This window comes from Ruegeria sp. YKSF57 (assembly GCF_059612585.1).
The window spans coordinates 26,851-46,114 of record NZ_JBXWQW010000001.1; the positions used below are offsets into that span (position 1 = coordinate 26,851).

Genomic DNA, 19,264 nt, shown 5'->3' on the forward strand with positions numbered 1-19,264 from the left:
TTTACCCCCTCGGTAGACTTGTTTGAACCAGCATGCTCGAACGTGGGTCTTGCCGTGGAAGGCCTCGCAATGCGATTTCCGGTTATTGTTTCCCGGATTTACATTGTCCGACGACATTATCACGGAACCGTGATGTGTTCAAAAATTTGCCAAACGGATGAATCTTTTCCATGTCTGCAACTTGAGAGAGCGTTCGAAAAACCTGCCGTTCTGCATCGAATCCGGTTGACTTGGCCGTTAAGCAGGGTAAAAGCGCACGCTCATAGGAATTCAACCGAAAGGCTCCTGCCTTTTCGGACGCAGGAGATAACCATGGCGAAGCCGACGACCATCAAGATCCGTCTGAACTCGACCGCGGGCACGGGCCACTTCTATGTGACCAAGAAAAACGCTCGCACCATGACCGAGAAAATGACCGTTCGTAAATACGATCCGGTCGCTCGCAAACATGTCGAGTACAAAGAAGGCAAGATCAAGTAAGCCTTCTTATACAGGATGTTCGAGGAAGGGCCGCATCAGTATGCGGCTCTTTTTTTTGATTTTGTGGCGTTCGACACACTGGGTGCGATGCGTGGGCCGTTGCAGACGAGCATCAGGCTTACAGACAATCGAAAGTCACCCTGCTTGATATGAAGCCCTTACTGCCTTTACGGTTTCAGCAACCCGTCACAAATCTCTGAGCAGCCATGAAAAAAATCTTGTTTCCCGCATTCGCCTGTCTCTCGCTTGCAGCTTGCGACGATATCTGGAACCGTGAAGGGGTTGGATTTACCGGCCTTGATGGTGAACCAAAAACCTTTTCGGAAGAAAAAGGGGTTGTGGACTATATCACGCGCCGTGAAAGTGTTCCGGCGGAACTGGCGCGTCTGGCACCGGTCAAGGTGACGACGGATGAGACTGATATGAACAAAATTGCCGGTGTCGCTATTGACCACGGTGGACGAACCCCCGCGAATGCAGTCGAAGTCGGCGGGCAGGACAAAACGCTGATGCTGAGCAATGTCGAAGTTAACGGTATCCTGTTTGCCGTTCTGCGTACGCAGGAAGGAACAACAGCGAAGATGGATGCCTCAGCCGGGAGCGCGTTCTCCAGCGCCATACCCCGCCTGACCGGGTGCCTTGCAAGCGGAAGTGCCTATCAGAAAGGTTCAGCTGGCAAGCGGACCACTGGTTTCGCCGTGCCGCTGGATTGCAGCTGATCTGACGTCGATCTTCTTTTTAGGAAATGGCCGCCGTACGGTGGCCGTTTTTTTGTCTATGAGAAGCCGTTCAGAAAAAAAGGGCGGGTTCCAAAGAACCCGCCCCATCTTGTTTGATTTGGTTTACCCGCGGTTTATTCGCGGCTTCCAAACAACTGCAGCAGGAACATGAACATATTGATGAAGTCCAGATACAGGCTCAGAGCGCCCATAATCGCTGCTTTGCCCAGCCATTCCTGATCGCCGGAGTGGGCCATCTGAATATACGTGGTCTTGATCTTCTGTGTGTCATAGGCGGTGAGGCCTGCGAAAATCAGCACGCCGATCACCGAAATTGCGAACGCCATCGCCGAAGAGGCAATAAAGATGTTGACGATAGAAGCCACGATCAGGCCAATCAGGCCCATGATCAGGAACGTTCCCATCCCCGACAGGTCTTTCTTGGTGGCGTAACCATAGAGCGACAGGCCGGCAAAGGCGATCGCGGTGATCAGAAACACCTGAATGATGGACTGGCCGGTGAAGACCAGAAAGATTGAGCTGATGGAAAGACCCATCACGGCGGCAAAGGCATAGAACACAAGCTGTGCACCAGCCGCGCTCAATCTGTTAATGGCTGCGCCAAAGCCAAAGACAAAGGCCAGAGGCGCGAACATGACCACCCACTTCAGAGGCGATGCATAGATCGAATAGCCGAATTGGGTCAGGTACTTGTCTGCGCTTAGTTGTGCCGCGGCGGCCGACGGATCGGTGGTCACCGCCAGCCCGGAAATCGCCCATGCAGCCAGGAATGTGATCAGCATGCCTACGGACATCGTGCCGTAGACCTTGTTCATATGGGCGCGCAGGCCCTCGTCAATCTGGGCAACGCGCGCGCCAGCCGCCGTCCGGATTGTGTCGAATTCAGCCATTGAGGTCTCCCTAAAGTTGTCCGTTTGTGTGCAGGTGCAAACCTGCGGTACTCGGAGCAAATATCGGAAAGGAAGCCTCGCAATTCAAGCCTTTTCATGACAAATTCTTGAGTTTGCGCAGATGGTAGTCATCCGGAGTTAACTGCGTTTGGCGCCGCGATCAGCAGCGCCAGTTGTCCGGAGCGTCCCAGATCGGTTTGGAGGCCTCCTCGCGGGCTTCAGTTTTGGTCAACCCGACATCTTCAAGGGCACGACTGTCCAGACGTTCCAGAGCGCGACGTTGACGCCAGACAGAAAGCGAGGTCCGGATGCGGTATGTGCGCGATGTGCGGGCGGTGCGGCAAGTAGTGGATGCAGAGGTGAGTGTCATATCGGAACCTTTCTTGATTGCTGATGTGTTTTCTTTCTTTCATCAATTTTCTTGAATTATATGGTGCAGTATGATTGATTTTGAAAACGAATGTTTTTGATCTTTCACATCAAGGATTGTGATAATGAGAAACTTGGACATCACCACATTGCGTTCCTTTGTGGCGGTTGCGGATCATGGCGGTGTGACTCGCGCAGCGGGATTCCTGCATCTCACGCAATCTGCTGTCTCCATGCAGTTGAAACGACTGGAAGAGCTATTGGGTCAGGAATTGCTCGACCGCAGCGGACGCACCATCGCGTTGACGGCATCCGGTGAACAGCTGCTGGCCTATGCCCGCCGGATGGTGGCGCTCAATGACGAATTGATTGGGAAACTGACCGATCAGGCATTTGAGGGCGAAGTGGTTCTGGGGGTTCCGCATGACATAGTTTACCCGGCGATCCCAAGGGTATTGCAGCGGTTCAATGCCGATTTTCCGCGTGTGAAGGTGCAACTGGTGTCGTCTTATTCGCTGCAACTCAAGGACATGTTCGGCAAGGGCGAATGCGATTTGATCCTGACCACCGAAGCATCGAATGGGGAAGGGGCCGAGACGGTCGCTGAACTGCCGCTTCGCTGGATCGGCGCGCCTGGAGGATCCGCATGGCGCAAGCGGCCGCTTAGGTTGGCATTGGGGCGGCGGTGCATGTTCCGCCCGCAGGTAATCTCTGCCTTGGATGAGGCCGGGATTCCGTGGGAACTTGCTGTCGAAACTGAAAACGACCGCACAATTGAAGCAACCGTAAGCGCGGATCTCGCAGTGCATGCGATGCTGGATGGAACCGAAGCCGCGCATCTGGAGCAGATCGACTCGGGGAGGGCTTTGCCCGAACTGCCAGCCCACCGGATAAATCTCTACGGTGGCGAAAGTGGTCGGGGTGCGATTGTCGAAGCGCTGGCGGAGTTGGTGCGCCAGAATTTCCGGATGATCGGTGGGCCACAACTCAAGGCCGTCGCCGGTTGATTATGGCGTAATCACCACCTTGCCGGTCGATTTGCGTTCTTTCAATAGCGTCATACCCTCGGCAACCCGTTCCAGCGGCAGTACGTGACTGATATGTGGTTTGATTTTTTCTTCGCCATGCCACCGGAACAGGGTTTCAAAGCTGTTTCGTACAACTTCGGGGCGGAATTTCAGATACCCGCCAATGTAAACGCCGATGACCGTAAGGTTTTTGACCAGCAAGTGATTGGCTGAAATCTGTGGCACGTTGCCACCGGCAAAACCGATGGGCAGCAAGCGCCCTTCAGGATTTGTGGCCCTGAAGGCGGCTTTGAATACATCTCCGCCGATGGCGTCATAAACGACATCGGCCCCACCCAGAGTCTTGACCCGCTCTCGCAGGTCTTCTGACGCGTCGATCAGGTGGTCCGCACCGGCGGCTTGGGCAACTGCCAGCTTGTCTGGACCTCGCGCCTGAGCGATTACCCTGGCCCCCATCAACTTGCCGATTTCGACCGCTGTTAGCCCTACGCCTCCGGCGGCACCGGTAACCAGCAAAGTTTCGCCGGGTTGCAACATGGCACGATGACTTAGCGCAATGTGGCTGGTGCCATACGCAATTTGTATTGCAGCAGCGTCCTCAAAGCTCATCGAGTCCGGGAGCCTAATCGCCCGTTCAGCATCGAAAGTTCCAAACTCTGCCAATCCCCCTTGACCCGAGTAGACAGCGATTCGGTCTCCTGGCTTCAAGTCGGTCACATTTGTTCCGACTTTGTCGACAATCCCGGATATTTCCATTCCAAGTGTAAAAGGCACGGCAGGCGTATCTTGATAGCTTCCCTGCTGCATCAGTAGGTCTGCAAAGTTTAGACCGCAGGCTCGAATGGCGACTCTGACCTGACCCTGCTCCGGCTCTGGCTTTGGGGTGTTCACAAGCTCGGCAGAGGCTCCCATAGTGGTCACGTTGTATGCGAGCATCAAGATGTGTCCTTTCTCGGAGCCTGTGGCAATGGCTCGGTTTTCGGTTCTTGAACGCATAGCGAAACGTGGAATGGGCAACAACTCCCCGGTGTTTTCTTTAGGGTAATCTCTACTCAGAAGTTGACATTTGTTTGCATCATACTCACAACCACAAACCTGTGTTGCGGGGTCTTGATTCAACCTTCTTGAAATGAGGCGCGAAATTCGCGATATATAGTGATAGTGCAGTTCGGGGTGCATATTCGGAATTAGGGAGTTCTTAAAAGGCCACCCGCTAGTTTGGGGGTCAAGGCCTAAGGCGCGAGTACCCGGACAGTTGTCAGTGTAACAGAGGAGAGAACCCATGACCCATCCCGTCGATGTCCATGTCGGCAAGCGTGTGCGGCACCGCCGTTGGCTGATCGGAATGACACAGCAGCAGTTGGCGGAGCAGGTTGGAATCAAGTTTCAACAAATCCAGAAATACGAGACCGGCGCAAACCGGATCAGTGCGTCACGCCTTTGGGACATCGCGGAGGCGCTGGAAGTGCCTGTGAGTTTCTTCTTCGAAGGCCTTGACGAGTCGCACAAGGACACGCCGCAAAAGCAAAAGGTTCCTGCGGACCTTATGGGTGACAAAGAAGCATTGGATCTGGTCCGCTCATATTACGCAATTCCAGAAAACCAGCGTCGCCGCCTGTTTGAACTAGCGCGTGTGCTGAGCGATGTAGCCTAATCCAAAGGTCTTGACTCTTCTGATTGCTAGCCGCACGGGTGTGTTATGGAACGTACCCAGTTCAGCGATCTAGAAGTTGCCGAAATGCTGGCGGATGCTGCCCGGGCGGCCATTCTGCCATATTTCCGGCAGCCTATATTGGAAACTCAAAACAAGCTGCATGCCGGTTACGATCCGGTTACCGTTGCGGATCATGCTGCGGAACAAGCCATGCGCGATGTGTTGGCCAGGCACCGTCCCGAAGATGGGGTTTGGGGGGAGGAATTCGGCAAGACGGCAAGTGCCAATGGTCGGATGTGGGTATTGGACCCGATAGACGGAACTCGGGGGTTTATCAGCGGAACACCAACCTGGGGCGTGCTGATTGCCCTGTCCAACAACGATGGCCCTTTTCTTGGCGTCATTGACCAGCCCTATATCGGCGAGCGATTCGTCGGAACGCATGATGCGGCGTATGTTCGTGGTCCGCACGGCGAAACCCGGCTGCAAACACGAACACCCGTCGCATTGAAGGATGCGGTGTTGTTCACCACGTTTCCAGAAGTTGGGACACCGGAAGAGGGTGCTGCATTTCGGGCCGTTGCCGAGCAGGTAAAACTGACGCGGTTCGGAATGGATTGTTATGCCTATGCGCTACTCGCTGCAGGTCAGGTGGATTTGGTGATCGAGGCTGGTCTGAACGCTTACGACATCCAGGCCCCCATTGCCGTTATCCGATCGGCTGGTGGTGTAGTGACTGATTGGCAGGGCGGCCCGGCTCATCAGGGTGGACGAGCCTTGGCGGCGGCAAATCCTGAGATTCATGCGGAAGCGCTGGATATCCTTCGCCGGTTCTGAACAAACTTGAAAAGCGGCGGTTGACAGTATAGTCAGACGCTGACCGGTTCTTGAGTCCGTTTTCCGCCGGTCCCAACACTCCTTGCACGAAACGGGCGGTTGCAGGAGTGTGAAACATGAACGAAATCCTGTTGAAGAATGCCGACACCATCCTGACAATGGATGACGAACGGCGCGAATTATCAAATTCCGACGTCATAATTCGGGACGGCCAGATCGCTGAAATTGGGCATGATCTGAAGTCTGATGGCGAAATTCACGATCTGGCAGGTTGTGTGGTGACGCCGGGATTAGTGAATACGCATCACCATCTTTATCAAACATTGACCCGCGCCGTGCCAAAAGGGCAGGACGCGCTGCTGTTTGGCTGGCTACAGACGCTCTATCCAATCTGGTCCCGGTTCGGCCCGGACGAGATGTTCGTGTCGGCTCAGATTGGTCTCGCTGAATTGGCGTTGTCGGGTTGTACACTCAGTTCCGACCACCTCTATCTCTACCCCAATGGCGCGCGCTTGGATGACACGATCGCGGCTGCGGCTGAAATCGGACTACGGTTTCACCCGACACGTGGAGCGATGAGTATTGGTGAAAGCGATGGCGGACTACCGCCGGATCAGTTGGTGGAAAACGAAGCAGACATTCTTGACGACATGATACGTGTGGTCGATGCATTTCACGATCCCTCCGAGGGTTCCATGTGTCATGTCGGGCTGGCCCCGTGTTCTCCGTTTTCGGTCAGTCGTGATCTGATGCGTCATACCGCTGATTTGGCGCGGGACAAGGGCGTCATGCTGCATACCCATCTGGCAGAAAACGACGAAGATATTGCGTATTCTCTGTCACAGTTCGGGTGTCGCCCCGGACAATATGCCGAAGACCTAGGCTGGACAGGTTCGGATGTATGGCATGCCCATTGCGTCAAGCTGGACGGACAGGAAATTGATCTCTTCGCTGGCAGTCGAACCGGTGTCGCTCATTGTCCTTGCTCAAACTGTCGTCTTGGCTCGGGGATCGCCCCGGTGCGCGAGATGCGGGACAGAGGGGTCACTATCGGGTTGGGCGTTGACGGGGCGGCATCCAATGACTGCGGCAATCTGATGGCCGAAGCGCGCCAGGCGATGCTGTTGCAGCGGGTGGCGCGCGGGGCCGATGCGATGTCGGCGCGCGAAGCGCTGGAAATCGCGACGCGGGGCGGAGCGGATGTGTTGAATCGCCCGGATTGCGGGCGTATCGCACCTGGCAAACGTGCCGACATCGCAGTCTGGGACGTGCGCTGTGTCGAAAGTGCGGGTAGCTGGGACCCAGCGGCACTGCTTCTGGCCGGGCCGACCACAGTAAAACACCTGTTTGTCGAAGGGCGTCAGATTGTGAGTGATGGGCAGGTCACTACGGTCGATTTGCCGGTGGTGATCGAGCGTCAGAACCAGCTGGCACTTGCGCTGCAAGACTGAACCCTGATGCTGCCTTCATGAATAACAGTTGCACGCCCAATGGCGCGCGCCAACATCATTTGGCCACGCGCTGACCGCTGATCCAGACTTCGGCGATGGCGCGGTCGTCGCCCATCATGATGGTTGGGAAGATTGCCTCCCACAAGTCGTCCGCGACGGCGACGCGTTGCGCAATGGCCGGGGTCGATGCCAGGTCGAGAACCACCAAATCTGCGTCCATCCCATGTGCGATATTGCCGATACTATCGTCCATGCGCAGGGTTCCGGCGGATCCGACTGTCCCCAACCACAACAGTTGTGCCGGGTGCAGAGGCGTGCCGCGCAGTTGCCCGATTTCATAGGCCGCGGCCATCGTGCGCAGCATCGAAAAGCTAGACCCTCCACCGGTATCCGTAGCAAGGCCAATTCTGTGCCCGTCCTGCATCAAACCGGCCATATCGAACAGGCCGGACCCGATGAAGGTGTTTGAGGTCGGACAGTGAATCAGGGCCGCGTCCACCTCGCGCAGCCGGTCGCGTTCCCGCGGTTCGAGATGGATCACGTGACCATAAAGCCCCCTTTTGCCCAGAAGGCCGAAGCGCTCATAAGTGTCCAGATAGTCGCGCGCGTCCGGAAACAGCGACATGACCCATTCGATCTCGTCTGTTTGCTCGCTCAGGTGCGTTTGCATCAGGCATTCGGGGTTCTCCGCCCAAAGCGCACCCATCGCTTCCAGCTGTTCCGGTGTCGAGGTCGGAGAGAACCGCGGTGTGATGGCATAAGAAATGCGATCGACCCCATGCCACTTCTGCAACAGCGACTTGGATTGGTCATAGGCGGTTTGGGGGGTGTCCCGCAGACCTTCGGGGGCGTTGCGATCCATACAGGTCTTTCCCGCAACTACTTTTTGCTTGCGCTTCTGCGCCTCGGCGAAAAATGCATCGACGCTTTCAGGGTGGATTGTGCAGAAACTGCACATGGTCGTGGTTCCGTGCGCCGCAGTAAGATCCAGATACCGCGCCGCGATTTCGGCGGCGTATTCGGTAGAGGCGAATTTCATTTCTTCGGGAAAGGTGTAGGTGTTCAGCCAGTCGATCAGCCGCTTTCCCCAGCTGGCGATCATCGCGGTCTGGGGATAGTGAACATGAGGATCGATAAAACCCGCCATAATGATCCGGTCCCCATGGTCTATGCACTTGGCATCGGGGTTGGCCTCTTGCAAGGATCGCGCGGACCCAACGGTTTCGATTATGCCGTTTGATATCAGTACGGCTTCGCTGACGCGCACGGCGTCAGTTGGCTCACCCTCGAAAGGTGAGGCAGTAAAGCTTAACACGCGACCTTGCAGCAGTGTTTTCTGCGTCATGTCCAGTCGATCTCCACTTTGTTGGAACCGACGCACAGCATAGAAGCGGCAAAGATGTGGGTAAATTGCGCTATTGTCATTGTTTTCCGGTAGCAGCTTCTTCTAATTAGGGGTCAATCGCGAAAGTGAAGGGGCAGTTCATGACCACTGGCAACGATCAGGTCGATACCGACCAGCCCCGGGACGACGACGCCTATGCATTGGACCGCAAGGTTGTCGCGGATATTCTTGATGCAGTAGAGGCTGGCGACCGCGATGCTCTCGTCGCGTTGATGGAGCCGCTTTATGCGGCGGATATCGCTGACCTTTTGGAGCAGATCGATTCCGACGATCGCGCACAGTTAATCCGCCTCTACGACCGTGAATTCGATGGCGAGATTCTCTCGGAACTCGAAGAGGGCGTTCGCGAAGAAGTCATAGGCATCCTGCATCCTGACGTTCTGGCCGATGCCGTGCGCGATCTGGACAGTGACGATGTTGTCGACCTGCTCGAAGATCTTGAGGAACCGCAACAGGAAGTCATCCTTGGTGTTCTTGAGGATGCCGAAAGGGTCGCCGCGCAACAGGCGCTGTCATATCCGGAGAACTCCGCCGGTCGCCTCATGCAACGCGAAGTGGTCATGGCGCCTGAACATTGGACAGTGGGTCAGGCCATCGATCACATGCGTGCTGCCGAGGAATTGCCCGAGGACTTTTATCACGTCATTTTGGTCGACCCCCGCCTCAAGCCGGTGGCCTATGTGACCTTGGGCAAGCTGATGGGAACCCGGCGCGAAGTTCACCTCAGTGACATCGCCGAAGAGGATTTTCACGTCTTCCCCATCGATCTGGACGAAGAAGATGTGGCCTATGCCTTCAATCAGTATCATCTGATCTCGGCGCCGGTGGTCGATCAGGACGGGCGGCTCGTTGGTGTGATCACAATAGACGATGCGATGGTTGTTCTGGACGAGGAGTACGAAGAAGACATGATGCGCCTTGCTGGTGTGGGTGAAGGCAGTCTATCCGACACGGTTGTCGAAACGACAAAGCAGCGTCTGCCTTGGCTGGGGGTCAATCTGATTACTGCGATTGTCGCCTCTATCGTGATTTCGATCTTTGATGACACCATCGCAAAGTTTGTGGCTTTGGCGGTGTTGATGCCTATCGTGGCCTCGATGGGCGGCAACGCCGGGACGCAAAGTCTGACAGTGGCGGTTCGGGCCCTTGCCACACGCGACCTGACCGGATCAAACCTTTGGCGGGTGGTCAGGCGCGAGGCGCTGGTTGGTTTGACCAACGGGATCGTGTTTGCAGGGGTCATGGGAATCGTTTGTTACGCGTGGTTTGGCTCGCCCATGCTCGGCTTTGTGATTTGCGCCGCAATGGTGGTCAATCTGGTCGTGGCCGGGCTAGCGGGAACCGGGATTCCCGTGCTTCTCGAAAAAGCCGGGGTCGACCCGGCGCTGGCTTCGGGGACATTCGTGACAACGGTGACGGATGTTGTGGGTTTCTTCGCTTTCCTGGGGCTGGCAGCATGGCTTTTGACCTGAGGACTATTCCTTGACCGACCTGGCCGAAGTGAAAGCAGCTGCACGCAAGGCGGCCTTTGCCCGTCGCAAGCAGGCCTTTGAAGCCGCACCACCCGGCGCTGCCGGTCATCTATCAGAGGTTTTGGCCGGATATCGCGGCGTTCCCTTGTCGGGTTACATGCCGATCCGGACCGAGATCGACCCGCTTCCCGCTATGGCGGAAGCTGCGGCTTACGGCCCAGTGGGCGTTCCGGTGATTCAAGCCGCTGGTCAACCTTTGCGCTTTTCGCGATGGGTGCCTGAAGGTGTGCTCCGTGACGGTCCATTCGGTGCCAAGGTGCCTGAAATTGATGATTATTTCGACCCAGAGATTCTGATCGTCCCGCTTGTGGCGTTCGATGCTCACGGTGGGCGTCTGGGGTATGGCGGCGGGTTCTATGACCGCACGTTGGAAGGGCTGCGGGCCAAGAGACCGACACTGGCCATCGGGTTTGCATTTGATGGACAGGAGGCTGAAAACCTGCCGCTTGAACCCACGGATCAACCGTTGGACATGATCGTCACGGAAAGCCGCATCCTGGCATTTTGAACATCAGTTCTCGAAATGGCTGCGCAGATAATCCCAGGCATCGACTTCTTGTCCGTTGGGTAGGATGCAAACGCCATGTTCGCTGCCATCAGCGTTCTTGCGTATTTCGAATGTGCCTTCGTTTTCAACGCAGAACGTAGCTGCTGGGTTTGTCATCGTAGTCTTGGTTTGCGCTATAGCGTAGCTGGCGGCCAGGGTCATCGCGATTGCCAAAGTAAACAGTTTCACGAAACGCCCAATCTGTCGGTCGAGACCCGCGCGTGGCAGAGCACGTGTTGTTTGTTGAAATAAACTATGTTCGATCGGGCGGATGAACAACATTTCCCAAAGGTTGGCCGCTTGCGTCTTGTTCTCACCAACGGCTGGCCGTAGGAGAGTGACCCATGAGAATTCTGTTCCTTGGTGATGTCATGGGCCGTTCCGGGCGGACGGCCGTGCAAGAGCATCTGCCACGCTTGCGAGACGAGTGGCGGCTGGATTTCGTCGTGGTCAATGGCGAGAATGCCTCGAGCGGCATGGGGTTGAGCGGGGATCACGCCAAGCTGTTGCTGGCGGCGGGTGCCGATTGTGTAACGCTGGGCGATCATGCATTCGATCAAAAGGACATGTTGCAGTTCATTGAAAGTGAGCCGCGCATCATCCGGCCCATTAACTACGCCAAGGGCGCGCCGGGGCGGGGGTATCGGCTCTTCAATGCTCCGGGGGGGCGCAAGGTTCTGGTGGCGCAGGTGCTGGGACAGGTGTTCATGAAACGGGCCTTTGATGATCCATTTTCGGCCATTGAACCGGTGCTCAAATCACACCCGCGCGGCGGGCTTGCACAGGCCGTAATCGTAGACATGCATTGCGAGGCGACTTCGGAGAAGATGGCGATGGGGCACTTTTGCGACGGGCGCGCGAGTTTTGTTGTTGGCACGCATACCCACGTACCCACAGCTGACGCCCAGATCCTTCAGGGCGGCACGGGATACCTAAGCGATGCGGGTATGTGCGGCGACTATGACTCGGTCATTGGAATGGACAAGGCCGAACCCATGCGCCGATTCATCACAGGTATGTCAAAGACCCGGTTTTCACCTGCTGGTGGAGAGGCGAGCCTGTCCGGCTTTTTCGTGGAAACAGACGACCGCACTGGTTCGGCGATTTCGGTCAGCATGGTGCGGGTTGGCGGGCGATTGCAGCAAGCCGGTCCATAGTGCACCAAAACGAACGCACGTGAGAAGAACGACAGGCTTGCCAAGCACGGGAATTGCGTGAAACTGTTGGTTAGGCAAGGGATCGGGCAATAAACCGAGAATGGATCTCCTACAGCTTTCAGATACAGCCAGCGCAGTTCTGGCACTGACCATCGTCGCGGGCATGTTTGCGTTGTTTTTGCGTGAAACTTTGCCAGCTGAGGTTGTTGCGATCATTGGTGTCGCGTTGATGCTGGTAACCGGCATCTTGCCGTATGAAAAGGCCTTGCCGGTACTGGCAAACCCGGCACCGTGGACGATTGCAGCCATGTTTCTGATCATGGGGGCTTTGGTGCGGACCGGGGCTCTCGATTCTTTTACCTCGCTGGCGCAAAAACAGGCGCAGGTGAATCCAAGAATTGCAATTGGTCTGCTGATAGCTTTTGTGGTTGTCGCGTCCGCCTTTGTGTCGAACACGCCGGTTGTTGTGGTGATGATCCCGGTTTTTGTTCAGATTGCCCGAACTTTGAACATTTCTGCCTCGAAACTCCTGATCCCGCTCAGCTATGCCGCCATTCTCGGCGGAACGTTGACCCTGATTGGCACGTCGACAAACCTGTTGGTCGATGGTGTGGCAAGGGCGCAGGGATTACCCCCATTTACGATTTTCGAAGTCACGCCGCTGGGTGTGGTGCTGGTTGCGTACGGGATGGTATATCTTCGCTTCATCGGCCCAAGATTGCTGCCCGAGCGTACGAGCATGGCGATGATGCTGAGCGACCGCTCCAAGATGAAGTTCTTCACCGAGGCGGTGATCCCCCCCGAGAGCAATCTGATCGGTCGCGAAGTGATCGGAGTTCAGTTGTTCAAACGCCCCGGTGTGCGGCTTATCGACGTGATCCGGGGGGATGAATCGCTGCGCCGCGACCTAAAGGGTGTTACTTTGCAACTTGGTGACCGGGTTGTTTTGCGCACGCAGATGACCGAGTTGCTGAGCTTGCAAAGCAACAAGGAACTCAAGCGTGTCGATCAGGTATCCGCGGTCGAGACCAAGACGGTCGAAGTGCTGATCACGCCAGGATGCAGAATGGTCGGGCGCGCCCTGGGTGCGATGCGCCTGCGCCGTCGTTATGGCGTTTACGTATTGGCTGTGCATCGCCGAAACCAGAACATCAGTGGCCAACTGGACGATCTGATCGTCAGGGTTGGCGACACGCTACTGTTGGAAGGCGCTCCAGCGGATATCCAGCGACTGGCCGCCGACATGGACATGGTCGACGTCTCGCAGCCTTCTGCGCGTGCCTATCGCCGCAGTCACGCGCCCATTGCAGTTTCGGCGTTGCTAGGAATCGTGTTGCTCGCCGCGCTCGGTGTAGCCCCCATTCTCCTGTTGTCGGTCCTCGCTGTCGCGGTGGTGCTGGCCACCCGTTGCATCGATGCTGATGAGGCGTTCTCTTTCGTGGAGGGGCGCCTGCTCGCCCTCATCTTCGCCATGCTGGCGATTGGCGCTGCTTTGGAAAGTTCAGGTGCGGTCGAGATGATCGTGAATGCCGTCGCCCCGGTGTTGAGCATGTTGCCACCATTCATGATCGTCTGGGCGGTTTACCTGCTGACCTCTATCCTGACCGAACTGGTTTCCAACAACGCAGTTGCTGTGGTCGTTACACCCATCGCCATTGGGTTGGCGCAGGCTGTGGGCGTGGATCCGCGCCCTTTGGTGGTGGCGGTCATGGTTGCTGCATCGGCGTCTTTTGCAACACCTATCGGATATCAGACGAACATGATGGTCTATGGGCCGGGTGGGTATAAGTTCATGGACTTCATGAAGGTCGGTGTGCCGCTCAATCTCACAGTCGGGTTGCTGGCGTCGCTGCTCATTCCGCTGCTGTGGCCGCTTTGACGTGAATTTATAAGGCGCATTGCCGCCGATCGAAGCGGGACGAACTTGAATTTGACCGGCCCATCCCAATCTTGAAAGAGATTTGTACGAAAGGGGTTAAGGACAATGCACAGTCGAACCATTCGCTTGGTGGCATTTTCGGGGATTGCAGCTTTGTGGCTTGGGCACTCTATTGCGTTGGCCGGGACAGTAACGGGAACAGCAACCTACAAAGAACGTATCGCGGTCCCGCAAGACGCTGTTCTGGACGTTGTGCTACTGGATGTTTCGTTGGCGGATGTTCCTGCGGTAGTTCTTGCATCCCAACGTTACGCGCTGAACTCCGTGCCGGCGTCGTTTGAGCTGACCTACGACGATGCCTTGATTGATGAGGCAATGCGATATGTCGTGCGGGCTTCTGTGTATCAGGGGCGAAGGCTGGTGTTCACCACTGATACGGCCAACCCGGTTTTGACCCATGGAGCTGGCGATGCGGTTGATCTGATCATGATACAGGTTGCGGGGCAGGCGGGAGCGATGCTCGAAAACACCACCTGGCGGGCGGTCGAGATCAATGGGCAATCCATAGATAGCGACAAACGGCCCGAGATCGCATTTGGCGAAAGCGGACAGTTCGGTGGTAACGGAGGATGCAACAGGTTTTCCGGTCAGATGGATATTACGGCCAGCACTATGAGCTTTCCAGGCAATATGGCTGCCACTTTGATGGCCTGTCCGCCGCCGCTGGATGAAATGGAAAGGGAGTTCCTTGCGACCCTTCCGCGAGTGGAAGGGTATTCAGTGGAGCTTGACAAACTAATACTGGTAGACGGGCAAGGCGCTCCGGTTTTACGGTTTGAACGAATAAAATAGTTTGCTCCGAGAGTTGCACTTCAACTCGTCAGGGCAGTCAGAAAGACACGGAAACTCGTTCGCAAAAAAACACGTTGTGTGGTCACCGCATCCTTGAAAGTCACAGGGACTGATCCAGTGCTCTGGCGAATGTTCCGGGCCAGTGTCATGCGATTGACGTCGAACGGCCCGCGTTGCGGCCGGAAAAGATGCAGCCACCCAAGAATGTGCCTTCCAATGCGTTGTATCCGTGATAACCGCCGCCTCCGAACCCGGCGACCTCGCCCGCAGCGAATAGACCCGGGACCGGAGCGCCATCCGCACTGATCATCCGGCTGTCGAGATCGGTTTGCAGCCCGCCCAGCGTTTTGCGCGTGAGGATATGCAATTTGACCGCAATTAGCGGACCATTGGCTGGATCGAGAAATTTGTGCGGTTTGGCCGTTCTGACCAGGCGGTCGCCTCGATAGTTGCGGGCCGCGTGAATGGCCATGATTTGAACATCCTTGGTGAAGGGGTTGTCCATTTGGCTATCGCGCGCCTCGATCTGGGCACGCAGATGTGCCTCGTTGATCAAGTTGCCACCCAACTTGTTCATGCCTACCACAAGGTCGGAAAGCGAGTTGGCCACGATGAAGTCCTCGCCATGATCCTTGAACGCCTCTACTGGACCGGTCGCTTTTGCTCCCGACAGAATGCGCTGGCGGATCACTTCTTTCCAGCTAGCGGATGTGAAATCGGGGTTCTGCTCGGACCCGGACAAGGCGAATTCTTTCTTGATTACCTTCTGGGTCAGGACAAACCAGCTGTACTCAAATCCGGTTTTTAGGATTGTGCGCAAAGTGGTCAGCGTATCAAACCCTGGCAGGCAGGGTGGTTGCAGGCGGTCGCCTAGCGCGTCGAACCACATCGAACTTGGACCGGGCAGAATGCGAATGCCATGTGCGGGCCAGATCGGATCCCAGTTGCGGACGCCTTCGGTGTAGTGCCACATCCGATCACCATTGATCACATGTCCACCAGCCTGTTCGCTGATCCCGATCATGCGGCCATCAACATGGAAAGGAACTCCGGCAATCATGTTCTGCGGAGGTTCGCCCAGCCTGTCTCGCGGCCAGGCCTTGCGCACCATCTCGAAATTACCGCCAATGCCGCCAGAGGTCACGACAACTGAAGGGGCGTGAACCTCGAACGCCGTTACTTCGTCGCGATTGGTTTTTTTGCCGCGCTCGGCGGTATCATCTGCCAGCACTACACCGGCGACGCCTTTGGCGGCGCCATTTTCCATGATGACCTGGTTGACCCGATGGCGGAAGCGGAACGTTACGCGCCCGGCAGCAACGTGTTCGTTCACACGGCGAATGAATGGGGCCAATATACCGGGTCCGGTCCCCCACGTGATGTGAAAGCGGGGCACAGAATTGCCGTGACCATTGGCATATGATCCGCCACGCTCGGCCCAGCCAACCACGGGAAACCAGCGCAGCCCCATTTCATGCAACCAGGGGCGCATTTCACCAGAGGCAAATTCGACATAAGCTTCGGCCCATTTCTGCGGCCAGTGATCTTCGGGTCGGTCGAATTGCGCGCTACCCAGCCAGTCGCGCATCGCCAACTCGCCGCTGTCACGGATACCCATGCGGCGTTGTTCTGGCGTGTCCACCATGAATAGGCCTCCGAGGCTCCAGAAGGCCTGCCCACCCAGAAAATGCTCCGGCTCCTGATCCAGCAGGATCACCCGCTTGCCTCGATCTCCCAGCTCTGCGGCTGCGGCCAATCCCGCCAATCCAGCTCCGACGATGATTGCGTCCGCCGAGTCCGTTGCCATGGCGTATCCTCCCTCTCGGGTATAGCCTAGCTTTGCGTCGCTGGCTCAGGCAATGGGAGTTGCCGCGAGGTCAGCCGAAACGTTCAGCAAACCGTCGCAGGATCACGCCGGGCTGGGTCACATTGGCGGCGTGACACATCCCGATCAAGCGCTCTGCATCCTCGGGCGGGAAATAGCCGTAATCCTTGTAAATGTTGATTCGCTGCTCAAAGTCTTTTGCATCCGCTTCGGGATGGAACTGGGTGGCATAAACATTCTGCCCCCAGCGGATCATCTGAAAAGGACAGGGGTCCGAGGCAACCAGATGCACGCAACCCGGAGGTAGCGATTGCACCGCCTCCTTGTGGCCGACAAACGCTTCAAAGACAGCGGGGAGACTCGCAGTAAGGGGATCAGTGCTTGCATCATGGGTAAGGGTGCATGTCGAAGGACCGACCGGTTCGCTGTATTGCGCTTTGCTGACCTCACCGCCCAGATGGGCTGCAAGAATTCCCAGCCCATAGCAGCATCCCATGAACGGATGATCGGATTCGATGATCTGCGGCATCAGCCCCATGACCGTTGCCTCGATCCGGGCGTCCATCGCCGATTTCCTGGTAGGATCGTCGCTGACACAACCAGGCCCGCCACCAACGATCACACCGGCATAGTCATGTACGTTCAACCCGTCGGGCAGATCCTCACAATCTAGCCGAATGCGATGTGCGCGGTCAGGCGGCAGCCCGCATTTGTCGAGAATGGACGCGAACTCGGCATCCGCTGCATCGGTTTCGGGGCGAAGTTGCAGGATCAGAAAGCGTTTCATGCTGTGCCCTTAGCCGGGACAGGCGCTGTTTGGCAATACGCTGCCCCCTCACAACGGCCAGAACAGAAGGATTGCGGGGATAGAGACAACCACGATCAACAACTCCAGCGGCAGGCCCATGCGCCAGTAGTCGGCAAAGTGATAGCCGCCAGGACCAAGGATCAGAGTGTTGTTCTTGTGGCCGATCGGGGTCAGAAAAGCAGCCGAGGCGGCAACGGCAACAGCCATCAGAAACGGATCGGCCGATACTCCAAGCGTTTGCGCCATCTGGATGCCCACTGGGGCGGCGACGATTGTTGTCGCCGTGTTGTTCAGCACATCTGACAGCGTCATGGTGACAACCATCAATACCGTTAGGATCACCCAGGCAGGCATGCCGCTTGTGACCGACACCAGCGCATTGGCTATTAGCTCCGTGCCGCCTGATGTTTCCAGTGCTGCGCCAAGCGGGATCATTGAGCCCAGCAGAACGACGACTGGCCATTCGATGTGGTCATATATTTGTGCAATCGGCAGGATCTTGGTCAGGACATAGGCGATGACCACAAGTCCCAGAGCAATCGGCAAATAGATCAGACCGACGCTAGCGGCCAGAACCGCAGCCGCGAACAGCGCAATGGCGAGGCCTGCTTTTTCATTGGCCGTTACGTTCAGTCCGCGTTCCGCCAAGGGCAGGCAACCCAACCATTCGGTCACATCCGCGCCATGGTCGCGGGGGCAGAGCAACAGCAGGATATCACCTGGCTCGATTTCGGTTTTGCGCACGTGCTTGGTGATCTTCCGGCCCTGCCGGGAGATCCCCATCAACACCGTGCTTTGACGCCATGTCAGGCCAAGCCCTTGCGCCGTTCGTCCTGCGACACGAGCAGTTTCCGGCACAACGACCTCCAGAACTTCCAGCCCTTCGCCCGCGGCGGTCAGCGCCTTTTGTCTTTGCGCATCGGAAAAATCTAGGCTGACAGCGGAGCGAAACTCGTCCAAAGCCTCAGGCGTGGCCTCCAGAACCAAGGTATCGCAAGCCTCGAGCAGGGTATTCGCCGCCCGACCATAACGCCTTTTCTCGTCGCGGATCAAACCCAGAATGGCCACGTCTGTTTTCTCGGCAACCTCGTCCAGTTCAGCCAGACGCTTGCCGATATGTGATGAACCTTCGGGAATGGTAAGTTCGGCGATATATTCGGCCAGCGTTTCTGATGTGTCCCCCTTCATGCCGCGATCCGGGATCAGCCGCCAACCGATCAGCGCAACGAAGATCAACCCGGCGATTGCCGCCAACCCGCCGACAGGTGCAAAGTCGAACATGTGATATGGCTCGCCCAAGGCCTCTCCGCGGATCGATGCGATAATGATATTTGGGGGCGTGCCGATCAGTGTGGCCATGCCACCAAGAATGGTGGCAAAGCTCAGCGGCATCAGCGTCATCCCCGCTGAACGACCGGCCTTGCGCGAGGTCTGGATATCCACTGGCATCAGCAACGCCAGCGCCGCAACATTGTTCATGAAGGCCGACAGGATCGCCCCAAGCCCGCCCATCAAGGCAATATGCACTCCCAGACTGCGCGATGCATCCACCAGAGTTCGGGTGATCAGGAAAACTGCCCCCGATCGGACTAGCCCTGCCGAAACAACAAGCACCAATGCCACAACAATCGTGGCGGGGTGGCCAAACCCGGAAAAAGCATTGTCTAACGGAACGACCCCCAGAACAACGCCAACCATAAGCGCGGCAAAGGCGACAAGATCATATCTGAATCGCCCCCATAACAACAGGCCAAAGACTGAAATGAACAGTGAGAAAAGAATGATTTGATCAGCCGTCATGCGATCACAT

General features: G+C 56.6%; 19 protein-coding genes. 11 read left to right on the forward strand and 8 right to left on the reverse strand.

The window, feature by feature from the left end; genetic code table 11:
* The first annotated feature begins 312 nt into the window (after positions 1–312).
* Positions 313–480 (forward strand): 50S ribosomal protein L33, encoded by a 168-nt coding sequence (gene rpmG / locus AC2FLX_RS00160; protein WP_005630270.1) that lies wholly within the window; start codon positions 313–315, stop codon positions 478–480.
* A gap of 206 nt (positions 481–686) precedes the next feature.
* Positions 687–1,199 carry a hypothetical protein gene (locus AC2FLX_RS00165; RefSeq protein WP_496809596.1) on the forward strand — a complete coding sequence of 171 codons (513 nt, stop codon included), beginning with the start codon at positions 687–689 and terminating at the stop codon, positions 1,197–1,199.
* Positions 1,200–1,333: 134 nt separating this feature from the next.
* On the opposite strand, the gene AC2FLX_RS00170 is transcribed toward AC2FLX_RS00165, so the two are convergent.
* On the reverse strand, positions 1,334–2,110 hold the full coding sequence (locus AC2FLX_RS00170; protein WP_480751114.1) for a Bax inhibitor-1/YccA family protein: 777 nt from the start codon (positions 2,108–2,110) through the stop codon (positions 1,334–1,336).
* A gap of 160 nt (positions 2,111–2,270) precedes the next feature.
* A complete protein-coding gene (locus AC2FLX_RS00175) occupies positions 2,271–2,480 on the reverse strand; it encodes a DUF1127 domain-containing protein (protein WP_496807655.1) in 210 nt (69 codons plus the stop codon).
* Between the two features lie 124 nt (positions 2,481–2,604).
* Between AC2FLX_RS00175 and AC2FLX_RS00180 the strand changes: the two genes are divergently transcribed.
* Positions 2,605–3,486: a LysR family transcriptional regulator gene (locus AC2FLX_RS00180; RefSeq protein ID WP_480751111.1), complete on the forward strand. Its 882-nt coding sequence runs from the start codon at positions 2,605–2,607 to the stop codon at positions 3,484–3,486.
* Here the strand turns inward: AC2FLX_RS00180 and AC2FLX_RS00185 are convergent, their stop codons facing one another.
* Positions 3,487–4,443, reverse strand: coding sequence for an NADPH:quinone oxidoreductase family protein (locus AC2FLX_RS00185; protein WP_480751109.1), 957 nt, complete (start codon positions 4,441–4,443; stop codon positions 3,487–3,489). It abuts the gene before it with no gap.
* 346 nt (positions 4,444–4,789) lie between these two features.
* Here AC2FLX_RS00185 and AC2FLX_RS00190 point away from each other — a divergent pair, with 346 nt between their 5' ends.
* From AC2FLX_RS00190 to AC2FLX_RS00200, 3 genes are all read left to right on the forward strand, one after another.
* A complete protein-coding gene (locus tag AC2FLX_RS00190; RefSeq protein ID WP_480751108.1) occupies positions 4,790–5,161 on the forward strand; it encodes a helix-turn-helix domain-containing protein in 372 nt (123 codons plus the stop codon).
* 45 nt (positions 5,162–5,206) lie between these two features.
* On the forward strand, positions 5,207–5,998 hold the full coding sequence (gene hisN / locus AC2FLX_RS00195) for a histidinol-phosphatase (RefSeq protein ID WP_480751106.1): 792 nt from the start codon (positions 5,207–5,209) through the stop codon (positions 5,996–5,998).
* Between the two features lie 116 nt (positions 5,999–6,114).
* The gene (locus AC2FLX_RS00200; protein ID WP_480751105.1) at positions 6,115–7,449 is read left to right on the forward strand and encodes an 8-oxoguanine deaminase; all 1,335 of its coding nucleotides are present in this window, start codon (positions 6,115–6,117) and stop codon (positions 7,447–7,449) included.
* A gap of 55 nt (positions 7,450–7,504) precedes the next feature.
* Here AC2FLX_RS00200 and guaD read toward each other — a convergent pair whose 3' ends face one another.
* Positions 7,505–8,794, reverse strand: coding sequence for a guanine deaminase (gene guaD, locus AC2FLX_RS00205; protein ID WP_496809595.1), 1,290 nt, complete (start codon positions 8,792–8,794; stop codon positions 7,505–7,507).
* A gap of 140 nt (positions 8,795–8,934) precedes the next feature.
* Here guaD and mgtE point away from each other — a divergent pair, with 140 nt between their 5' ends.
* Together mgtE and AC2FLX_RS00215 are read left to right on the forward strand one after the other, a co-directional pair.
* The gene (gene mgtE, locus AC2FLX_RS00210) at positions 8,935–10,326 is read left to right on the forward strand and encodes a magnesium transporter (RefSeq protein ID WP_496744941.1); all 1,392 of its coding nucleotides are present in this window, start codon (positions 8,935–8,937) and stop codon (positions 10,324–10,326) included.
* A gap of 10 nt (positions 10,327–10,336) precedes the next feature.
* Positions 10,337–10,894, forward strand: coding sequence for a 5-formyltetrahydrofolate cyclo-ligase (locus tag AC2FLX_RS00215; RefSeq protein ID WP_496809594.1), 558 nt, complete (start codon positions 10,337–10,339; stop codon positions 10,892–10,894).
* A 3-nt stretch (positions 10,895–10,897) separates the two neighbouring features.
* On the opposite strand, the gene AC2FLX_RS00220 is transcribed toward AC2FLX_RS00215, so the two are convergent.
* A complete protein-coding gene (locus AC2FLX_RS00220; RefSeq protein WP_496875361.1) occupies positions 10,898–11,215 on the reverse strand; it encodes a putative hemolysin in 318 nt (105 codons plus the stop codon).
* 62 nt (positions 11,216–11,277) lie between these two features.
* Between AC2FLX_RS00220 and AC2FLX_RS00225 the strand changes: the two genes are divergently transcribed.
* The 3 genes from AC2FLX_RS00225 (at position 11,278) to AC2FLX_RS00235 (ending at position 14,821) form a co-directional block, all read left to right on the forward strand.
* Positions 11,278–12,090, forward strand: a complete 813-nt coding sequence (locus AC2FLX_RS00225) for a TIGR00282 family metallophosphoesterase (RefSeq protein WP_480751099.1) — start codon at positions 11,278–11,280, stop codon at positions 12,088–12,090.
* A gap of 100 nt (positions 12,091–12,190) precedes the next feature.
* Positions 12,191–13,969, forward strand: coding sequence for an SLC13 family permease (locus AC2FLX_RS00230; RefSeq protein ID WP_496809593.1), 1,779 nt, complete (start codon positions 12,191–12,193; stop codon positions 13,967–13,969).
* A 105-nt stretch (positions 13,970–14,074) separates the two neighbouring features.
* The gene (locus AC2FLX_RS00235) at positions 14,075–14,821 is read left to right on the forward strand and encodes a YbaY family lipoprotein (RefSeq protein WP_496809592.1); all 747 of its coding nucleotides are present in this window, start codon (positions 14,075–14,077) and stop codon (positions 14,819–14,821) included.
* 145 nt (positions 14,822–14,966) lie between these two features.
* On the opposite strand, the gene AC2FLX_RS00240 is transcribed toward AC2FLX_RS00235, so the two are convergent.
* The 3 genes from AC2FLX_RS00240 to AC2FLX_RS00250 form a co-directional block, all read right to left on the reverse strand.
* Positions 14,967–16,628 (reverse strand): FAD-binding dehydrogenase, encoded by a 1,662-nt coding sequence (locus AC2FLX_RS00240; protein ID WP_496809591.1) that lies wholly within the window; start codon positions 16,626–16,628, stop codon positions 14,967–14,969.
* Between the two features lie 70 nt (positions 16,629–16,698).
* Positions 16,699–17,433 carry a glutamine amidotransferase gene (locus AC2FLX_RS00245; RefSeq protein ID WP_496809590.1) on the reverse strand — a complete coding sequence of 245 codons (735 nt, stop codon included), beginning with the start codon at positions 17,431–17,433 and terminating at the stop codon, positions 16,699–16,701.
* A 48-nt stretch (positions 17,434–17,481) separates the two neighbouring features.
* Positions 17,482–19,254, reverse strand: coding sequence for an SLC13 family permease (locus AC2FLX_RS00250; RefSeq protein WP_496809589.1), 1,773 nt, complete (start codon positions 19,252–19,254; stop codon positions 17,482–17,484).
* Positions 19,255–19,264: the final 10 nt, after the last annotated feature.

What these genes read in the sequence shown, in the direction of transcription:
- rpmG (WP_005630270.1), top strand. Translation starts at nt 313, where the DNA reads ATGGCGAAGCCGACGACCATCAAGATCCGTCTGAACTCGACCGCGGGC.
- AC2FLX_RS00165 (WP_496809596.1), top strand. Translation starts at nt 687, where the DNA reads ATGAAAAAAATCTTGTTTCCCGCATTCGCCTGTCTCTCGCTTGCAGCT.
- AC2FLX_RS00170 (WP_480751114.1), bottom strand. Translation starts at nt 2,110, where the DNA reads ATGGCTGAATTCGACACAATCCGGACGGCGGCTGGCGCGCGCGTTGCC.
- AC2FLX_RS00175 (WP_496807655.1), bottom strand. Translation starts at nt 2,480, where the DNA reads ATGACACTCACCTCTGCATCCACTACTTGCCGCACCGCCCGCACATCG.
- AC2FLX_RS00180 (WP_480751111.1), top strand. Translation starts at nt 2,605, where the DNA reads ATGAGAAACTTGGACATCACCACATTGCGTTCCTTTGTGGCGGTTGCG.
- AC2FLX_RS00185 (WP_480751109.1), bottom strand. Translation starts at nt 4,443, where the DNA reads ATGCTCGCATACAACGTGACCACTATGGGAGCCTCTGCCGAGCTTGTG.
- AC2FLX_RS00190 (WP_480751108.1), top strand. Translation starts at nt 4,790, where the DNA reads ATGACCCATCCCGTCGATGTCCATGTCGGCAAGCGTGTGCGGCACCGC.
- hisN (WP_480751106.1), top strand. Translation starts at nt 5,207, where the DNA reads ATGGAACGTACCCAGTTCAGCGATCTAGAAGTTGCCGAAATGCTGGCG.
- AC2FLX_RS00200 (WP_480751105.1), top strand. Translation starts at nt 6,115, where the DNA reads ATGAACGAAATCCTGTTGAAGAATGCCGACACCATCCTGACAATGGAT.
- guaD (WP_496809595.1), bottom strand. Translation starts at nt 8,794, where the DNA reads ATGACGCAGAAAACACTGCTGCAAGGTCGCGTGTTAAGCTTTACTGCC.
- mgtE (WP_496744941.1), top strand. Translation starts at nt 8,935, where the DNA reads ATGACCACTGGCAACGATCAGGTCGATACCGACCAGCCCCGGGACGAC.
- AC2FLX_RS00220 (WP_496875361.1), bottom strand. Translation starts at nt 11,215, where the DNA reads ATGTTGTTCATCCGCCCGATCGAACATAGTTTATTTCAACAAACAACA.
- AC2FLX_RS00225 (WP_480751099.1), top strand. Translation starts at nt 11,278, where the DNA reads ATGAGAATTCTGTTCCTTGGTGATGTCATGGGCCGTTCCGGGCGGACG.
- AC2FLX_RS00230 (WP_496809593.1), top strand. Translation starts at nt 12,191, where the DNA reads ATGGATCTCCTACAGCTTTCAGATACAGCCAGCGCAGTTCTGGCACTG.
- AC2FLX_RS00235 (WP_496809592.1), top strand. Translation starts at nt 14,075, where the DNA reads ATGCACAGTCGAACCATTCGCTTGGTGGCATTTTCGGGGATTGCAGCT.
- AC2FLX_RS00240 (WP_496809591.1), bottom strand. Translation starts at nt 16,628, where the DNA reads ATGGCAACGGACTCGGCGGACGCAATCATCGTCGGAGCTGGATTGGCG.
- AC2FLX_RS00245 (WP_496809590.1), bottom strand. Translation starts at nt 17,433, where the DNA reads ATGAAACGCTTTCTGATCCTGCAACTTCGCCCCGAAACCGATGCAGCG.
- AC2FLX_RS00250 (WP_496809589.1), bottom strand. Translation starts at nt 19,254, where the DNA reads ATGACGGCTGATCAAATCATTCTTTTCTCACTGTTCATTTCAGTCTTT.